The organism is Rhodococcoides corynebacterioides, assembly GCF_019834675.1.
Taxonomy (GTDB): domain Bacteria; phylum Actinomycetota; class Actinomycetes; order Mycobacteriales; family Mycobacteriaceae; genus Rhodococcoides; species Rhodococcoides corynebacterioides_A.
On sequence record NZ_JABUBU010000030.1, the window covers coordinates 17,412 to 32,419 of the forward strand.

The following is a 15,008-nucleotide window of genomic DNA, read 5'->3' on the forward strand; positions in this document are numbered from 1 at the left end:
GTCATGGGACCACCGCCCGGCACCGTCTGGATGGCGGATCACCCGCTGATCCTGGCGGTGCCGGCGTTCGTGCCGGCGCTGATCATCGCGGGCGTCGTGGGGTACATCGTGGTGCGCGACCGCCGTGCGGAGCGCGCCGAGAACGAGGCGGCCGCGGCGCAGGACGATCTCGCCGCCGCCAACGACCGAGAAGACGGCCGGAATCGGCCCGACCAGGGGGACACGTGAGAACACGCCGACTGCTGACGACGGTGGCCGCGGTGGGACTGCTCGCCGCCGGCTGCGGCGGCTCCGAGAGCGAGACGCCGGCCGCGCCGAACGACGTGTCGGCGACGGTGGACACCACCGTCGTCCAGAGCGACAGCGAGCAGGCCACCGACACCGACTCCACCGACATCGACGTCAGCATCGCCGGTGGGGAGGTCACGCCCACCGACGAGCGGATCGACGGCACCGTGGGCCGAGAGATCGTGCTGACCGTCGACAGCGACGCCGTCGACGAACTCCACGTCCACTCCGTGCCGGAGTACACCTTCCCCGTCGCGGTCGGGGAGGACCAGGAGTTCCGCTTCACCGTCGACGTCCCGGGATCCGTGGACATCGAACTGCACGACGCGGGCGTCACCGTCGCCACGGTGCTCGTCCGGCCGTGACCCCGGGCCACACCGCGGCCGTGAGGCCGGGCCACACCGACCTCCTCGCCCACGGCCTCGGCGGGTCGACGGACCTGCCGATCCCCATCACCTACGCCCTCATCGGCGGGGCGTGGGCGCTCGCGGCGTCGTTCGCGATCCTGTTGGTGGCGTGGAAGACCCCGCGTCTCGACGCGGGTCGGGTGCGTCGCGGGCTCCCGGGACTCACGCGGGTGGTCGACTCCCCGGCCTTCCGCGGCGTCGTCGGCGTTCTGTCGGTCGCGTTGGCCGTCTGGGTCGGTCTGGCCTCGGTGCTGGGTCCGCAGGACTCGTCGAACGCCCTGATGGGCGTGTTCTACGTGCTGGTGTGGGTGGGGCTGGTGCCGGCCTCGCTGATCGCCGGTCCGGTGTGGCGGGTGGTCTCACCCGTGCGTGCCCTGCACCGCGGGGTGTGTGTCGTGCTGCGGCGCAACCCTTCTCGTGGTGCGGTACCGCTCCCGGCCGTCGGGGTGCTGCCCGCGGTGGTGGGGCTGTTCGCCTTCGTGTGGCTGGAGTTGGCGTCGGCCGATCCGGGTTCCGTTGCCGCCGTGCGGCTCTGGTGTCTGGTCTACGTGGTGGTGCTGCTGCTCGGCGGGCTCGTCTTCGGTGAGCGCTGGTTCGCCGCGGCCGATCCGTTCGAGGTGTTCTCCGACGTCGTGGCGCGCCTGTCCTGGCTCCGTCGTGATCGGGAGTCGGGTCAGCTCGCGGCGGTGAGCCCGCTGGACAATGCCGCGTCGCTGCCGATCCGACGCGGCACCGTGGCGGTCATCGCGACTCTGCTGGGCTCGACGGCGTTCGATTCCCTGGCGCAGACGCCGTTCTGGAAGGACCTCGCCCGCGGCGCCGATCCGGTAGTGGCCCGCACCCTTGGTCTGCTCGCGTGCATCGCGATCGTGGGCACCGCGTTCTGGCTGGCCGCCCGCACCACCGGCGGGGTCACCCGCGACGAGCGCGCGAGACTGCCGGGGCTGCTGGCACATTCGCTGATTCCCATCGTGGTGGGGTACTTCGTCGCCCACTACCTGACGTACCTGGTGGAGAAGGGGCAGCAGAGCGTCTTCACCTTGTTCGACCCGTTCGACCGCGGGTGGAACCCCCTCGGCATCGCCGACGCGTCCGTGAACTACGCCCTGTCCTCGCACCCGTCGGTGCTGGCCAGCATCACGGTGCTCGCGGTGGTGATCGGCCACATCGTCGGTGTCACCCTCGCGCACGACACGTCGCTGCGCGTCCTGCCGAAGCGTCACGCCCTCACGGGGGAGTTGGCGCTGATGATGGTCATGGTGCTCTACACGTTCCTCGGGCTGTATCTACTGTTCGGCGCCTGACCGGCGGGCCGGACGGTTAGGCTCCGGGCACCGTCACGAAGGTGACCGCCCGGCGTGGGGCTCGGGCACGGACCAGCAGGGGGTTGCGGTGGGGTTCTCGCGCGTCGTTCGATCCGGTCTCGTTCGCTCCGGCGTCGTGCTGGGCACCGCTCTCGCCGTCGCGATCGGCTCGGCCGTCACGCCGGTGGCCGCCGACCCCACGGGCGGTGCGGACGCCGCCGCGTGGACCGCCGCGGCCGACGCCCCGCCGCAGTACCCGCAGGTGGCCATCGACTGGGACGTCCCGGTGACCATGAGTGACGGAACCGTGTTGCAGGCCAACGTCTATCGGCCCGCGGACGCCGCCGGGCGGCCCGTCGACACCGCGCTGCCCACCGTTCTCAACATCACCCCGTACACCAAGCTGGTCGGCAATCTCATCGACTCGATCCAGCAGATCCCCGGCGTGAGCGAGCCGGTGCTCGACTTCCTGGCCGGGCTCAACTTCGCGGGCACGCCGTTCGACGGCATCACCGAGCTCACGCAGGCCGTCGACGGCGGCGGCCTGCGCACCTTCGGCGTCAACCGCAACCTGGTGCAGAACGGCTACGCGCAGGTAGTGGTCGACGCCCGCGGCACGGGGTTCTCGCAGGGCACCTGGGACGTGCTGGGGCCGCGTGAACAGCAGGACTCGGTGGAGATCATCGACTGGGTGTCGCGGCAGCCGTGGTCCGACGGCGCCGTGGGTATGTCCGGCATCTCCTACTCGGCCATCAACTCGGTTCAGGCCGCGGCGCTGCGCCCGCCGGCGCTGAAGGCGATCTTCCCGGTGGAGCCGGGCAACGATCTGCTGCGGGACATCGTCGGCACCGGTGGTGCGCTGGGCGTGGGGTTCATGCCGCTGTGGCTGACCCTGGTCAACGTGCTGAAGTTCGTGCCGAACGTGCAGTCGATCCTGCAGGGCTCCTTCGATTCTCGGTGGTTGCAGTCGCGTCTGGACGATCCGGCGATCCTCATCCCGGAGCTGGCCAACGCCCTCACCGCCCCCACCATCGCGGACGTGCGGCCCAGCACGCTCGACGTGGCGCAGGACGGACAGTTCTACGCCGACCGCAGCGCGGACACCGCGAACATCACCGTGCCCACCATGGTCTACGGCGGGTGGCACGACATCTTCACCAACTCCGAACCCCGCATCTACCAGGACATCCCGCTCGAGCCCGGCCGCAAGCAGCTCATCATGGGCGACGGCTACCACGTCAATCCCGGCGCCGGCTTCGGCCGCCCGGGCAACCCGCCGCGGCTCGACGCGCTGCAGCGGGCGTGGTTCGACCACTGGCTCAAGGGGATCGACAACGGCATCGAGAACTACGGCCCGGTCACGCTGTTCCAGCAGGGCGGTGGGTGGACCACCACCTCGCAGTTCCCGCGGCCCGGCGCGCAGTCGGAGCGGGTGTACCTCTCGGCCGCGCCCAGCGGCACCGCCGGCCACAGCCTGCACGACGGCAGCCTGACCGCGCAGGCCGTCCCCGACACCGCGCGGCTCACCGTCGCCCCGGGTCTGCGCGGCCTGTGTTCGCGGGACGCGGCGGTCGGAACGGCCGGAGCGGCAGCCATTCTGGGCTCGGCGTGCACGCGCGACTCGCGGTTCAACGAGGCCGAGGCGCTGACGTTCACCGGGGCGCCCATGACCGCTCCGACGCAGATCTCCGGGGCCACCAACGTCCGGCTCAACACCGTCCTCGATCGGCCGGACGGTTTCTGGGCGGCCACGCTGAACGACGTCGCGCCCGACGGCACGTCGACCCCGCTCACCCACGGCGCCCTCACGGCGTCGTTGCGGGCGATCGACGAGGCGAAGAGCACCCGCAGCGCCAACGGCGATTACGTCGACGCCAAGCCGGCGCTCACACTGGCGTCCCGGCAGCCCGTCGTTCCGGGGCAGCCGACCACCGTGGACGTCAATCTGCTGCCGACGGACGCGGTGATCCAGCCGGGGCACCGGCTGCGGCTCGACGTCTACGCCGCGTCCGTGCCGCGGTACCTGCCGCTCGGTCCCATGCTGGTCGACTCCGGTCTCGCGCCGCAGCACATCCAGCTGGACCCGAGCAGGCCGAGCTTCGTGAACGTGCCGTTCGTGAACTGACGCCGCCGGGTTAGGGTGGCCGGGCACGCGTCGTCCGGCGAGGGAATCCGGTGGGAATCCGGAACTGGCGCGCAACGGTGACGGGCCCGTCCGACGGGTCCGAAGTCCGATTGCTCGCCGGCCGACACCACCCTCGGGGCTCCGCGCACGGGCCCGTAGCAGGACGGCACAACCGAACATGTCACGTTTTCTCGCCCTCGCGGCGGCAGCTCTGCTGGTCGCGGGCTGCTCCACCGCCGCCTCCGACACCGCCGAGTCCGCGGTGCCCGGCTTCCCCCTCACGCTCGAGAACTGCGGCCGCACCGTCACCGTCGACGCTCCGCCGCAGCGCGCAGTGTCGCTGAACCAGGGGTCCACCGAGATTCTGCTGTCCCTCGGCCTCGCCGACCGCATGGTGGGCACCGCCACCTGGACGGACCCGGTGCGGGAGAACCTCGCCGCGGACAACGCTCGGGTGCCGCGCCTCGCCGACGACAAGCCGTCGCTCGAGGTGGTCTCCGACGCCGACCCGGATCTGGTGACCGCCTCCTTCGGCGGCACCCTCGGGCCCGGTGGGGTCGCCGATCGAGATCGGTTCGCGCAGTTCGGGATTCCGACGTACCTGTCGCCCACGGACTGCGTGGGGATGGCCGCCACCAGCGTCAACGCGGACGGCGCGCGCACCGAACCGTTGCGGCTCGAGACGGTGTACCAGGAGATCCGGGACCTGGCGGCCATCTTCGACGTCCGCGACCGCGGGGAGCAGCTGGTCGCCGAGCTCACCGACCGCGCGCAGCGCGCCGCCGACGGCCTACCGCCCGGTGAGCCCACCGTCGCCTACTGGTTCTCCGACGTCGCCGCCCCCTACATGGCGGGGTGCTGCGGCGCGTCGGGCGTCATCTCGTCGGCGGTCGGGGCGCGGAACGTCTTCGCCGACACCACCGACGAGTGGCCGCAGATCGGGTGGGAGGCCGTCGCCGACCGGAACCCCGACGTCCTGGTCCTCGCCGACCTGTCCCGTCGCACCATCGACGGCGACGCGCTGCAGAGCAAGATCGACTTCCTCGAGGCCAATCCGGTCACCAGCCGCATGCGGGCCGTGATCGACCGTCGCTACGTCGTCGTCAACGGGGCGGACCTGAACCCGTCGATCCGCACCGTCGACGGGATCGAGAAAGTGGCTGCGGCGCTGAAGGAGTGGGGCACCGAGTGAGATCCGCCGTCGTCGTTCTCGGCGCACTGGCAGCGGTGCTCGCGTCCGTCGCGGTGTCGATCGCGGTGGGCCCGGCCGATCTCACCACCGCCGACGTGGTGTCCGTGGTGGTCTCGCATCTGGGCGGACCGGCGGCCGAGGTCAGCCGCATCCAGGACGGCATCGTGTGGGAGATGCGCCTGCCCCGTGCGGTGCTCGCGGCGCTGTGCGGCACGGGACTCGCGCTGTGCGGGGCGGTGATGCAGTCGATGCTGCGCAACCGGCTGGCCGATCCGTTCGTCCTCGGCATCTCGTCCGGCGCGTCGACGGGCGCGGTGACCGTGGCGGTGCTGGGCATCGGGGCGGGGGTGCTGTCGCTGTCGTCCGGGGCGTTCGTCGGCGCGATCGTCTCCTTCGTGCTGGTGATGACGCTCGCGACCGGAGCGGGCGGCGGCACCGGACCGGTCATCCTCGCGGGAGTGGCTGGGACGCAACTGTTCTCGGCGCTCACGTCGTTCATCGTCCTGTCCTCGGCCGACGCGGAGCAGACCCGCGGGGTGCTGTTCTGGCTGCTCGGCTCCCTCGCCGGTGCCGACTGGGTCGACGTGTGGGTCTGCGCCGCCGCGGTGGGCATCGGGGTGGTGGTGTGCGTGATCGCGGCGCCCTCCCTCGACGCGATGACCCTGGGCTCGGACACCGCCACCGCGCTCGGCGTGCCCATCGGCCGGCTCAAGGTGATCCTGCTGGGGGTGACGGCGCTGATGACCGCCACCATCGTGGCCGCGGCCGGGGCCATCGGATTCGTCGGGCTTGTGTTGCCGCACGCCGCGCGGCTCCTCGTGGGCCCCCGCCACAGCCGTCTGCTCCCCACCACCATGGCGATGGGTGCGGTGTTCATGGTGTGGGCGGACACCCTGGCGCGCAGCATCTTCGGCCCGCAGGAAATCCCGGTGGGGGTGGTCACCGCGCTGGTGGGCGTTCCGGCCTTCGCGCTGATCCTGCTGCGGGGGCGGGGGAGCCGGCTGCGCAGCGCGCCTCGACTGGTGGGGGCCCGCTAGACCGAATCGTGAAGTCGTGGCCCCGGAAACCGAGGTCCAGAGTTCAGGATTCGTGACCGGGAGCCATCCGAGCCGCTGCGACGTCCAACACTGGCATGGATCCGTGCTCCGCGATCGCAGCCCGACACGACGGCGTCGTCACGCGGGCCCAGGCGATGGCCGCCGGTCTGTCGGCCAGTGCGCTCGACCGTCGGGTCGCCAGTGGCCGCTGGACTCGACTCGGTCGGGGGATCTACATGCCGGCCGGGCAGCCACGAACCGACGCGATGGCCCTCCGTGTCGCCGTCTATCGCGCCGGAGCGGACGCGGCCGCCACCGGGCCCAGCGCCGCCTGGTGGTTCGGGCTCCTGGACCGCCCGCTGCCCGTGACGTGGGTGACGGTCCCGTGTCGACGTCGCTACGGCCGCCCCGGTGTGGTGGTGCGCCACCGGGATCTCGACGCGGGTGACCTGCGGGTGCACCGTGGGTTGCGCCTGACGACGCTGCCGCTGACGGTGGTGGAGACAGCGACCATCCTGGAAACGAGGCGCGCCGGCGACGGCACGAGGTTCCTGGACCGCCAGCTGCAGACGCGGGTGACTCTGTCGATGGTGCAGGACGCGCACGAGCGCAACCGGGGGCGCACCGGCGCTCGCACCGCGGCGTGGATGCTGCGCCAGGCCGCGGGCGGCGGCGAGTCCGAGGCGGAACGTGTGTTCCTGCGTGAGCTCCGGCGCTCGGGCCTACGCGGGTGGGCGACAGCGGTCGCGGCCTGCGGGTACGTGCTCGATGTGGCTTTCCCTCGGCACCGCGTGGCCATCGAGATCGACGGCTGGGCGTACCACCGCACGCCCGACCGCGCGGCGCACGACGCCAAGCGTCAGAACACGCTGGTCAACGATGGGTGGACGGTCCTGCGCTTCACCTACCACCGGCTGGTGGCGGAACCTGATCTCGTGATCGCGGAGGTACGACGGGCCCTCGCGCGGTGAATCGTGAAGCTCCGGCCCCGGAAAGCGGGGCGCAGACTTCACGATTCGCCCCCCCGCTCAGCACCCCCGCCCCACCCGCAGCTCCAGGTGGTCCCGCGACCGCGCCACCACGAACGCCTGCGCCGCGCTCTCCCCGGCCCGCTTGTCCGCCGAGCGCAGGGCGTCCCGGTGCAGCACGTACCCGCAGTCCATGAGCTGTTCCTGCACCTCACCGACGTCGTGCCGCAGGAAGTCGAGCGACACCTCGTGCCCCCACGCCTCCCGCAGCTCCAGAGTGGGCGCGGAGGTCTGGAAGGCCAGCAGCAGCCAGCCGTCGTCCCGCAGCACGCGCCGGAACTCGGTGAACAGGGCGGGGAGGTCCGCGGTCGGGGTGTGCACCAGCGAGTACCACGCGCAGACGGCGTCGACGGCCCCGTCCCGCACGGGCAGCGCCCCCAGATCTCCGATCACTGCGTGGTCCAGCGACGCCACCCGCACCATCTCCGCCGACCGGTCCAGCCCCACCGGCGAGAGCCCCGCGGCCGCCAGTTCCCGCGCCGCCGTGCCGGGCCCGCAGCCGGCGTCGAGCACCGTTCGGCCGCCGGCCGTGGTCACCGAGCGGGCGAACGACGCGAGCACCCCGCGATCGAACGGCGCGAGCGTGGCGAAGGCGGCGGCGAAGTCGTGGGCGATGCGGTCGTACTGCGCGGCCACTCGGGAGGTCACGACGCCAGCGTAGGGGTCAGGCGGTGCGCCCGACGTCCGGCGTGACGGCGGTGGGAACGGCGGTGGGGCGGCCGAGGAGAAAGCCCTGCACCATGGTGGCGCCGAGGGTGCGGGCGGCGTGGAGTTCGGCGTCGGTTTCGATGCCCTCGTAGATGCATTCGGCGCCGATGTCGCGGGCGAAGTCGGTGAGGGCCTTGGCGGCGGCGCGGCGCAGGCGGTCGTGGTCGAGGCCGCGGACGATGGAGGCGTCGAGCTTGATCACGTCGGGCTTGATCTCCACGAGTTGCCGCAGCCCCGAGTGCCCGGCGCCGACGTCGTCGACGGAGATGGACAGGCCGGCGGCCCGCAGGTCGTCGAGGGCGAGGGTGAGCTGGTGGTAGTCCCGCACCAGATCGTGTTCGGTGATCTCGACGACCACCCGGCGCTGCGTCGCGAGCGGCAGCAACAGCCGCGTGAGGTCCGACGCCGTGATGGTGGTCGCGGAGACGTTGATGGCCAGGAACGCGTCGGGTTCGAGGTGGTGCGAAGCCAGCACGGCGCGTTGCACCGCGGCGAGTTCGAGGGGAATCTGCATGCCGGCGGCCGCGGCGTCGGCGAACCAGGTCTGCGGCGAGCCGTGGCCGGCGGGGAAGCGGGACAGCGCCTCGTACCCCACCACCCGCTGGTCGTCGACGCGGACGACGGGCTGGAACACGATGGTCGGCCCACCCGCGGCGAGGAGGTCCACCAGGTGGTCGTACTCGGGGCGTCGTTCGTCGCCTTCGAGGGTGTCGGAGTACCGGGCGAGCGACGCCGACGCGATGAGGCGGCCCATCACCACCATGCGCGTGGCGCTGTCGGAGAGATGCGCCCGCGCGGTGGTGCAGGTGAGCGGGGTGGACGCGCTGCGCAGCCGGAGCGACTCGACCTCGTCGCGGAGGGAGTCGAGGTCCTCGGCCACGCGGGCGCCGCCGCCGAGGAAGACGCACACGAACTCGTCGTCACGCAGGCGGGCGATCAACGCACCGGGCGCGTGCTCGCGCAGCGCGGCGGTGAGTTCGGTGATCGCCTCCTTGGTGGTGGCACGGCCGAGCCGGGTGTCGACGTCCTCGATGTCGGCGTGGATCAGCGCGACGCCCATGGTCAGGTCGGCCGTCCGGGCCTGCTGGATCTGCAGGATCGCCGAGTCCAGTCCGCGGCGGTTGAGCAGTCCGGTCAGGGCGTCGCGACGCGAGGTGGACACCTGATCGCGCAGGTAGGCGATGTGCAGCTGCACCAGGAACGGGGTGGCGGTGGCGCCGAGGATGCAGACGGTCCGGGCGAGGAGCAGCATCGGGTCGGCCGCGCCGATGGACAGCCCGGCGAGCACCAGGATGACCAGGACGGTGAACGCGATGTGCGCGCGCAGGAGTCGCTCGTCGGCGAACACCACGCCGAACAGGGCGACCAGAATCAGCAGCACCGTGCCCGGCAGCGCGTCCCAGGGGGAGCGGAAGCTGAACAGCACGGTGGCGATGCCGACGTCGGCGTAGAAGACGAAGAACGGGGCCAGGCTGTCCCAGCGCCGCCACGTCCGCTTCCAGTACCAGGCCACGGGGACGGTGGTGGCCGAGATCGCGGCGACCACGTAGAGCGCGCCGGGGCGCAGGACGCCGGAGAGGGCGGAGAAGGCGCCGGCGGAGCCGACGACCACGATGAGCATCACGACGGCACGACGCGAGGACCGGGTGATCCGATCTCGAGTCGGCACGGGTGCCGGGGTGCGAAACATCGCTGGACAAACTCCATCGCCGGGTGACCCGGCCCGACTCCGGGTGACAGCCAACATCGATTCGTTGCCGGAAGCATATTCGGACGGCAAAACGTTTACCAGTGGACGGCGCGGATATTCGGTCCGATTAGCCCGGCCGTTTCGGTCCGGAGGTCGACAAACCCCCAGGAAGGCACCATGGTGATCGCGCCGAGAATCGGCACCTCCGGGTGGCGGTACCGGGCGTGGCGGGGCGATTTCTACCCGGACGACCTGGTGCAGCGACGCGAGTTGGAGTACCTGTCCCGGCAGACGTCGTCGGTGGAGATCAACGGCTCGTTCTACTCGCTGCAGCGGCCGAGCAGCTACGCGCGGTGGCGCGCGGCGGTGGGGGACGACTTCGTGTTCGCCGTCAAGGGCCCGCGCTACGTCACGCACATGAAGAAGCTGGTGGGGACCGACGCGGCGGTGGCGAATTTCGTCGCGTCGGGCGTGCTCGCGCTGGGCCCGACGCTCGGGCCGATCCTGTGGCAGCTGCCGGCGGTGTCGGCGTTCGACGCGGATCGGCTGGCCACGTTCTTCGCCTCCCTCCCGCGGACCGTCGCCGACGCGGCGGTCCTGGGCGCGCGGCACGACGAGAAGCTGGCCGACGACCGCGTGTTCCTCGACGTCCTGCACGACGGCCCGCTGCGGCACTGCCTCGAGGCGCGCCACCCCAGCTTCGACACTCCGGAGGCGTACGCGCTGCTGCGGGAGTACGACGTCGGGTGCGTCGTGGCGGACACCGCCGGACGGTTCCCGACGCTGGCCGAGGTCACCAGCGACGTCGTCTACGTGCGTCTGCACGGGGACACCGAGCTCTACACCAGCGGGTATCCCGACGACGCGTTGGCGGAGTGGGCGGTGCGCGTCGAGGCGTGGGCCGCGGCGGGCGCGGCGGTGTACGTGTACTTCGACAACGACGCCCGCGGTCACGCGCCGTGGGACGCGGTGGCTCTGCGGCGCATGGTGGGCGGGGCGCGCTGAGCGCGTCGGTGCCGAATACGTCGGCACGGGGCCCGTCGGTACCCTTCCGGCGGACCCTCACCGAAAGGCCGTGCCATGACTCGGTTTCGCCTCGTTCTCGCTGCCGCCGCGCTGCTCCTGGCGGGGTGTTCGACGTCCGAGACTCCCGCCCCGGCCGCCGACGGCGCCGTCGGCGGCGAGATCACGGTGTTCGCCGCCGCCTCGCTGAAGGCGACGTTCACCGAGCTCGGGGAGCGGTTCGAGGCCGCGTACCCCGGCACCACCGTCGCGCTGACGTTCGCCGGCTCGTCCGATCTGCTCACGCAACTGAGCCAGGGTGCGCCGGGCGACGTGTTCGCCTCCGCGGACACCGCCACCATGACGCGGGCGGTCGACGCCGGGCTGGTGAGCGGCGAGCCGACCCCCTTCGCCACCAACACCCTCACGATCGTCACGCCGCCCGACAATCCGCGGGGTATCGCGTCGTTCGCCGATCTCGCCGATCCGGGCGCGAAGGTGGTGGTCTGTGCCCCGCAGGTGCCGTGCGGCGCCGCGACCGCGGCGATCGAGGCGGCCACCGGCGTCGACCTCACCCCGGTGAGCGAGGAGTCGGCCGTCACCGACGTGCTGGGCAAGGTCACCGCGGGCGAGGCGGACGCGGGTCTGGTGTACGTCACCGACGCCGCGGGTGCGGGTGAGCGCGTCGCGACCGTGCCGTTCGCCGAGTCCGGCGAGGCCGTCAACACCTACCCCGTCGCCGTCCTCTCGGAGTCGCGGAACGCCACGGCGGCACAGGCTTTCGAGGAGTTCGTCCTCGGACCCGAGGGCCGCGAGGTGTTGGACGCGGCGGGTTTCGCGGCGCCGTGATGAGTTTCGCCGTCGCCGCGCGTCTGTACCGGTGATACTGCGTCGTCGGTGCAACCGAACCACCCCACTACGAAGGATGTCCCCATGCGCCCTCTGATCGTCACCGCGTTCGTCTCCGTCGACGGTGTGATGGAGGCTCCCGGCGGGGAGCCCGGCTACCGCAATTCCGGGTGGACGTTCCAGGCCGTCGAGTTCGACGAGGCCGCCTACGAGATCAAGGGGCGGGAGCAGTCGGAGACGACGGCATTGCTGTTGGGCCGCACGTCGTACCAGGCGTTCGCGCCGGTCTGGCCGACCATGGACGATTTCGCCGAGTACAACGCGATGCCGCGGTACGTGGTGTCGACGACGCTCGAGCGTGACGACGAGCGGTGGCCGGCCACCGTTCTGCGGTCCGTCGACGACGTCGCCGCGCTCAAGGAGAGCGAGGGCGGGCCGATCGCGGTGCACGGCAGCGCGACGCTGGGCAAGTCGCTCGCCGACGCCGGGTTGGTCGACCGGTATCACCTGCTGGTCTTCCCGGTGCTGCTCGGCGCGGGGCGACGGCTGTTCAGCGAGACGGACAAGGACATGCAGAAACTGGCGCTGGTGGAGCACGAGGTGTATTCCAACGGCATTCAGAAGCAGGTGTTCGACGTCCAGCGGTGACGCATTCCAACAATGCGTCCAGAACTCGAGTAGCGAGCACGGCAGGGGTGTCGTAGTTTCCCGGCATGGCGATGACCGACGAAAGCCGCAGGAAACTGAACGTCTTCACGTTCGTGGTGGGCGCTGCGCTCACCATTCTGGCGATCTACGACCTGTCGATCGGCGAGCGCGCCGCGAGCGTCTGGATCGCCATCGTGTGCTGGCCGATCGTGGCCGCGACGTCGGCGCATCAGCTGTGGGGACCGGCGGCGCGCCGGACGTGAACCGAGACCATTTCGTCACCATCCATTGTCGGACGGGTGCCGAATGGGTCACATGATGTGGCTGATCGTCGCGGTGGCCGTTCTCTCGGTGTGGACCGTCGGCGCCGTGGTGGTGGGCGTGAAGATGGGCCATGCCATTCGCCGGGCCGACGAGCGGTCCGAGATGGAGCGCGACGGCACCTACCTCGAGCTGATGTGGTTCGAGTCCAAGGCCGAGAACGCCCTGCTCACCCGCACCTGATCAGAGCAGGCCCTTCGCCGCGCAGAGCGCGAGCAGGGCCGCGAGGACGACGCCACTGACGCCCAGCAGCGTCGCCTCGAGCGGCCGCGGTTTCCGGGGGTCACGAACGGTGGTGGTCCTCTTCGCCATGACACCAGTGTCTCGGATCCCGGTTTACGTCGCAAGAACAGCGCCCCCGTGTCAGTCGAACGCGCGACACGGGTAAATGGCCCGAAATGGTCGGTTCAGCCGAAGTCGATCATCACCTTCAGGGCCTCACGGTCGTCCATGGCGCGGTACGCGTCCGGAACGTCGTCGATACGCACGGACCGGTCGAACACCTTGCCCGGCGTGATGGTGCCGTCGAGCACCTGCGGGATGGCCTGCTCCAGGTAGGCGCGGACGGGTGCGACGCCGCCCGTCAGCGTCACGTTGTGGCCGAACAGCGAAGCCCACCCGACGGGCGCGTCCTGGTACTGCGGCACCCCCACGCGGGAGATGACGCCGCCGGGACGGACGATGCCGTAGGCCTGCTCGTACGCCGGCATGTGGCCGACGGCCTCGAGCACCACGTGGCTGCCCTCGCCGCCGGTGAGTTCCTTGACCTTCTCGATGCCCTCGTCGCCGCGCTCGGCCACCACGTCGGTGGCGCCGAACTCGCGGCCGAGGTCGGTGCGGGAGGTGTGCCGGCCCATGAGGATGATGCGTTCGGCGCCGAGCTGCCGGGAGGCCAGCACCGCGGACAGCCCCACCGCGCCGTCGCCGATCACCGTGACGGTCTTGCCCTGCTCGACGCGGCCCATGACGGCCGCGTGGTAGCCGGTGAGGTAGACGTCGGAGAGCGTGAGCAGCGACGGCAGCAGATCCGAGTGTTCGTCGACACCCGGCACCGCCACCAACGTTCCCGACGCCTGCGGGATGCGGGCGTACTCGGCCTGCAGTCCGCCGGTCTCCGCGCTGCCCCAGCCGCCGCCGTGGACGCACGAGGTGTGCAGGCCCTCCCGGCAGAACACACAGGTGTTGTCGGAGTACGTGAACGGGGTGATGACGAAGTCGCCCTTGCGCAGACCCGTCACCTCGGAGCCGAGGTCCTCGATGACACCGATCAACTCGTGGCCCATGGGCCGACCCTCGCTGCGGGGCTTCAGCGAGTGGTAGGGGTGCAGGTCGGAGCCGCACACGCACGCGCGGACCACGCGGACGATGGCGTCGGTCGGTTCGAGGATCCGCGGGTCGGGCACGGTCTCGACACGAACGTCCCCGGCGGCGTACATGAACGTTGCTTTCATGCGTATGTCTCTACTCCTCCGCGGGCGCCGGCGCACCCGTGGGGTCGGCGAGAGGCGGGCGTGCGCGGTGCCATAGTGAGGACGTGCCGGAACTCGATCACGACGTCGCCCGCGTTCGCGCGCTCCTCGCCGACCTGGGGCTGGACTCGATGGTGGACATCCACACCCACTTCATGCCGCACAACGTGCTGGCCAAGGTGTGGGGCTACTTCGACGCGGTCGAGCCGCGGCTGGGTCAGCCGTGGCCCATCGAGTACCGCACCGAGGAGGACGCGCGGACCCAGCGGCTCCGCGCCTACGGCGTCGAGCGGTTCACCTCCCTGCTCTACCCCCACAAGCCGGGCATGGCGCAGTGGCTCAACGGGTGGGCCGGGGAGTTCGCGGATCGAACGCCGGACTGCGTCCGCACCGGCACGTTCTATCCGGAGGCCGAGGCGGCGTCGTACGTCCGGACGGCGATCGACGACGGCGTGGGCATTTTCAAATGCCATGTGCAGGTGGGGGACTACGACGTTCACGACCCGCCTCTCGACGACGTGTGGGGCGCCATCCAGGACGCCGACGTTCCCGTGGTGATCCATTGCGGGTCCGGTCCCGAGCCCGGCCGCTTCACCGGCCCCGACCCCGTCGACGCACTGATGCGCCGCTTCCCGCGGCTGCCGTTGGTGATCGCGCACATGGGGATGCCGGAGTACGGTCGCTTCCTCGACCTCGCCGACCGGTACGAGAGCGTGCGGCTGGACACCACCATGGTGTTCACCGCGTTCACCGAGCGGCTCGCGCCCTTCCCGGTCGGCCTGCGTCCGCGACTGCTCGACCTGCAGAAGCGCATCCTGTTCGGCAGCGACTTCCCCAACATCCCGTACCCCTACGCCGACGCCCTCCGGGCCGTCATGGAACTCGGGCTCGGTGACGACTGGGCGCGGGACGTGGTGCGGGAGAACGGGCGGGGGTTGGT

General features: G+C 71.2%; 17 protein-coding genes. 13 read left to right on the top strand and 4 right to left on the bottom strand.

What is annotated here, in order from left to right; all coding sequences use genetic code 11:
* Positions 1 to 3: 3 nt before the first annotated feature.
* The 7 genes from HQ603_RS17710 to HQ603_RS17740 all read left to right on the top strand — a co-directional run bounded on the left by HQ603_RS17710 (position 4) and on the right by HQ603_RS17740 (position 7,324).
* Positions 4 to 228, top strand: a complete 225-nt coding sequence (locus HQ603_RS17710; RefSeq protein WP_222686065.1) for a hypothetical protein — start codon at positions 4 to 6, stop codon at positions 226 to 228.
* The gene (locus HQ603_RS17715; RefSeq protein ID WP_222686066.1) at positions 225 to 653 is read left to right on the top strand and encodes a hypothetical protein; all 429 of its coding nucleotides are present in this window, start codon (positions 225 to 227) and stop codon (positions 651 to 653) included. Before HQ603_RS17710 ends, HQ603_RS17715 begins: the two co-directional genes overlap by 4 nt.
* 20 nt (positions 654 to 673) lie before the next feature.
* Positions 674 to 1,999: a hypothetical protein gene (locus HQ603_RS17720; protein WP_222686067.1), complete on the top strand. Its 1,326-nt coding sequence runs from the start codon at positions 674 to 676 to the stop codon at positions 1,997 to 1,999.
* Positions 2,000 to 2,135: 136 nt separating this feature from the next.
* Positions 2,136 to 4,124 carry a CocE/NonD family hydrolase gene (locus tag HQ603_RS17725; RefSeq protein WP_222686068.1) on the top strand — a complete coding sequence of 663 codons (1,989 nt, stop codon included), beginning with the start codon at positions 2,136 to 2,138 and terminating at the stop codon, positions 4,122 to 4,124.
* Positions 4,125 to 4,302: 178 nt separating this feature from the next.
* Positions 4,303 to 5,316 carry an ABC transporter substrate-binding protein gene (locus HQ603_RS17730; protein ID WP_222686069.1) on the top strand — a complete coding sequence of 338 codons (1,014 nt, stop codon included), beginning with the start codon at positions 4,303 to 4,305 and terminating at the stop codon, positions 5,314 to 5,316.
* Positions 5,313 to 6,353: a FecCD family ABC transporter permease gene (locus tag HQ603_RS17735; RefSeq protein ID WP_308126602.1), complete on the top strand. Its 1,041-nt coding sequence runs from the start codon at positions 5,313 to 5,315 to the stop codon at positions 6,351 to 6,353. Before HQ603_RS17730 ends, HQ603_RS17735 begins: the two co-directional genes overlap by 4 nt.
* Before the next feature lie 95 nt (positions 6,354 to 6,448).
* Entirely contained in the window at positions 6,449 to 7,324 is an 876-nt protein-coding gene (locus HQ603_RS17740) for a type IV toxin-antitoxin system AbiEi family antitoxin domain-containing protein (RefSeq protein ID WP_222686071.1), read from the top strand.
* Positions 7,325 to 7,381: 57 nt separating this feature from the next.
* Here HQ603_RS17740 and HQ603_RS17745 read toward each other — a convergent pair whose 3' ends face one another.
* Positions 7,382 to 8,029, bottom strand: a complete 648-nt coding sequence (locus tag HQ603_RS17745; RefSeq protein ID WP_222686072.1) for a class I SAM-dependent methyltransferase — start codon at positions 8,027 to 8,029, stop codon at positions 7,382 to 7,384.
* A 16-nt stretch (positions 8,030 to 8,045) separates the two neighbouring features.
* The gene (locus HQ603_RS17750; RefSeq protein WP_222686073.1) at positions 8,046 to 9,758 is read right to left on the bottom strand and encodes an EAL domain-containing protein; all 1,713 of its coding nucleotides are present in this window, start codon (positions 9,756 to 9,758) and stop codon (positions 8,046 to 8,048) included.
* A 201-nt stretch (positions 9,759 to 9,959) separates the two neighbouring features.
* On the opposite strand from HQ603_RS17750, the gene HQ603_RS17755 reads away from it, so the two are divergent.
* From HQ603_RS17755 to HQ603_RS17775, 5 genes are all read left to right on the top strand, one after another.
* On the top strand, positions 9,960 to 10,784 hold the full coding sequence (locus HQ603_RS17755) for a DUF72 domain-containing protein (protein WP_222686080.1): 825 nt from the start codon (positions 9,960 to 9,962) through the stop codon (positions 10,782 to 10,784).
* Between the two features lie 75 nt (positions 10,785 to 10,859).
* Positions 10,860 to 11,630 (top strand): molybdate ABC transporter substrate-binding protein, encoded by a 771-nt coding sequence (gene modA, locus HQ603_RS17760; RefSeq protein WP_222686074.1) that lies wholly within the window; start codon positions 10,860 to 10,862, stop codon positions 11,628 to 11,630.
* An 84-nt stretch (positions 11,631 to 11,714) separates the two neighbouring features.
* Complete coding sequence (locus HQ603_RS17765) at positions 11,715 to 12,278, top strand: dihydrofolate reductase family protein (RefSeq protein ID WP_222686075.1); 564 nt, start codon at positions 11,715 to 11,717, stop codon at positions 12,276 to 12,278.
* Positions 12,279 to 12,343: 65 nt separating this feature from the next.
* Positions 12,344 to 12,541, top strand: coding sequence for a hypothetical protein (locus HQ603_RS17770; RefSeq protein ID WP_261774028.1), 198 nt, complete (start codon positions 12,344 to 12,346; stop codon positions 12,539 to 12,541).
* A gap of 43 nt (positions 12,542 to 12,584) precedes the next feature.
* Positions 12,585 to 12,782 (top strand): hypothetical protein, encoded by a 198-nt coding sequence (locus tag HQ603_RS17775; protein ID WP_222686076.1) that lies wholly within the window; start codon positions 12,585 to 12,587, stop codon positions 12,780 to 12,782.
* On the opposite strand, the gene HQ603_RS19020 is transcribed toward HQ603_RS17775, so the two are convergent.
* Both HQ603_RS19020 and HQ603_RS17780 read right to left on the bottom strand, forming a co-directional pair.
* The gene (locus HQ603_RS19020) at positions 12,783 to 12,911 is read right to left on the bottom strand and encodes a hypothetical protein (RefSeq protein ID WP_261774029.1); all 129 of its coding nucleotides are present in this window, start codon (positions 12,909 to 12,911) and stop codon (positions 12,783 to 12,785) included.
* A gap of 95 nt (positions 12,912 to 13,006) precedes the next feature.
* Positions 13,007 to 14,050 carry a zinc-dependent alcohol dehydrogenase family protein gene (locus tag HQ603_RS17780; protein WP_222686077.1) on the bottom strand — a complete coding sequence of 348 codons (1,044 nt, stop codon included), beginning with the start codon at positions 14,048 to 14,050 and terminating at the stop codon, positions 13,007 to 13,009.
* Positions 14,051 to 14,133: 83 nt separating this feature from the next.
* Here HQ603_RS17780 and HQ603_RS17785 point away from each other — a divergent pair.
* Positions 14,134 to 15,008 (top strand): amidohydrolase family protein (locus HQ603_RS17785; protein ID WP_308126603.1); only part of this gene is annotated, 875 nt, incomplete at its 3' end.

Bases quoted from the DNA above. Each gene is read 5' to 3' on its own strand.
- HQ603_RS17710 (WP_222686065.1), top strand. From the start codon at position 4: ATGGGACCACCGCCCGGCACCGTCTGGATGGCGGATCACCCGCTGATC.
- HQ603_RS17730 (WP_222686069.1), top strand. From the start codon at position 4,303: ATGTCACGTTTTCTCGCCCTCGCGGCGGCAGCTCTGCTGGTCGCGGGC.
- HQ603_RS17740 (WP_222686071.1), top strand. From the start codon at position 6,449: ATGGATCCGTGCTCCGCGATCGCAGCCCGACACGACGGCGTCGTCACG.
- modA (WP_222686074.1), top strand. From the start codon at position 10,860: ATGACTCGGTTTCGCCTCGTTCTCGCTGCCGCCGCGCTGCTCCTGGCG.
- HQ603_RS17765 (WP_222686075.1), top strand. From the start codon at position 11,715: ATGCGCCCTCTGATCGTCACCGCGTTCGTCTCCGTCGACGGTGTGATG.
- HQ603_RS17770 (WP_261774028.1), top strand. From the start codon at position 12,344: ATGGCGATGACCGACGAAAGCCGCAGGAAACTGAACGTCTTCACGTTC.
- HQ603_RS17775 (WP_222686076.1), top strand. From the start codon at position 12,585: ATGGGTCACATGATGTGGCTGATCGTCGCGGTGGCCGTTCTCTCGGTG.
- HQ603_RS19020 (WP_261774029.1), bottom strand. From the start codon at position 12,911: ATGGCGAAGAGGACCACCACCGTTCGTGACCCCCGGAAACCGCGGCCG.
- HQ603_RS17780 (WP_222686077.1), bottom strand. From the start codon at position 14,050: ATGAAAGCAACGTTCATGTACGCCGCCGGGGACGTTCGTGTCGAGACC.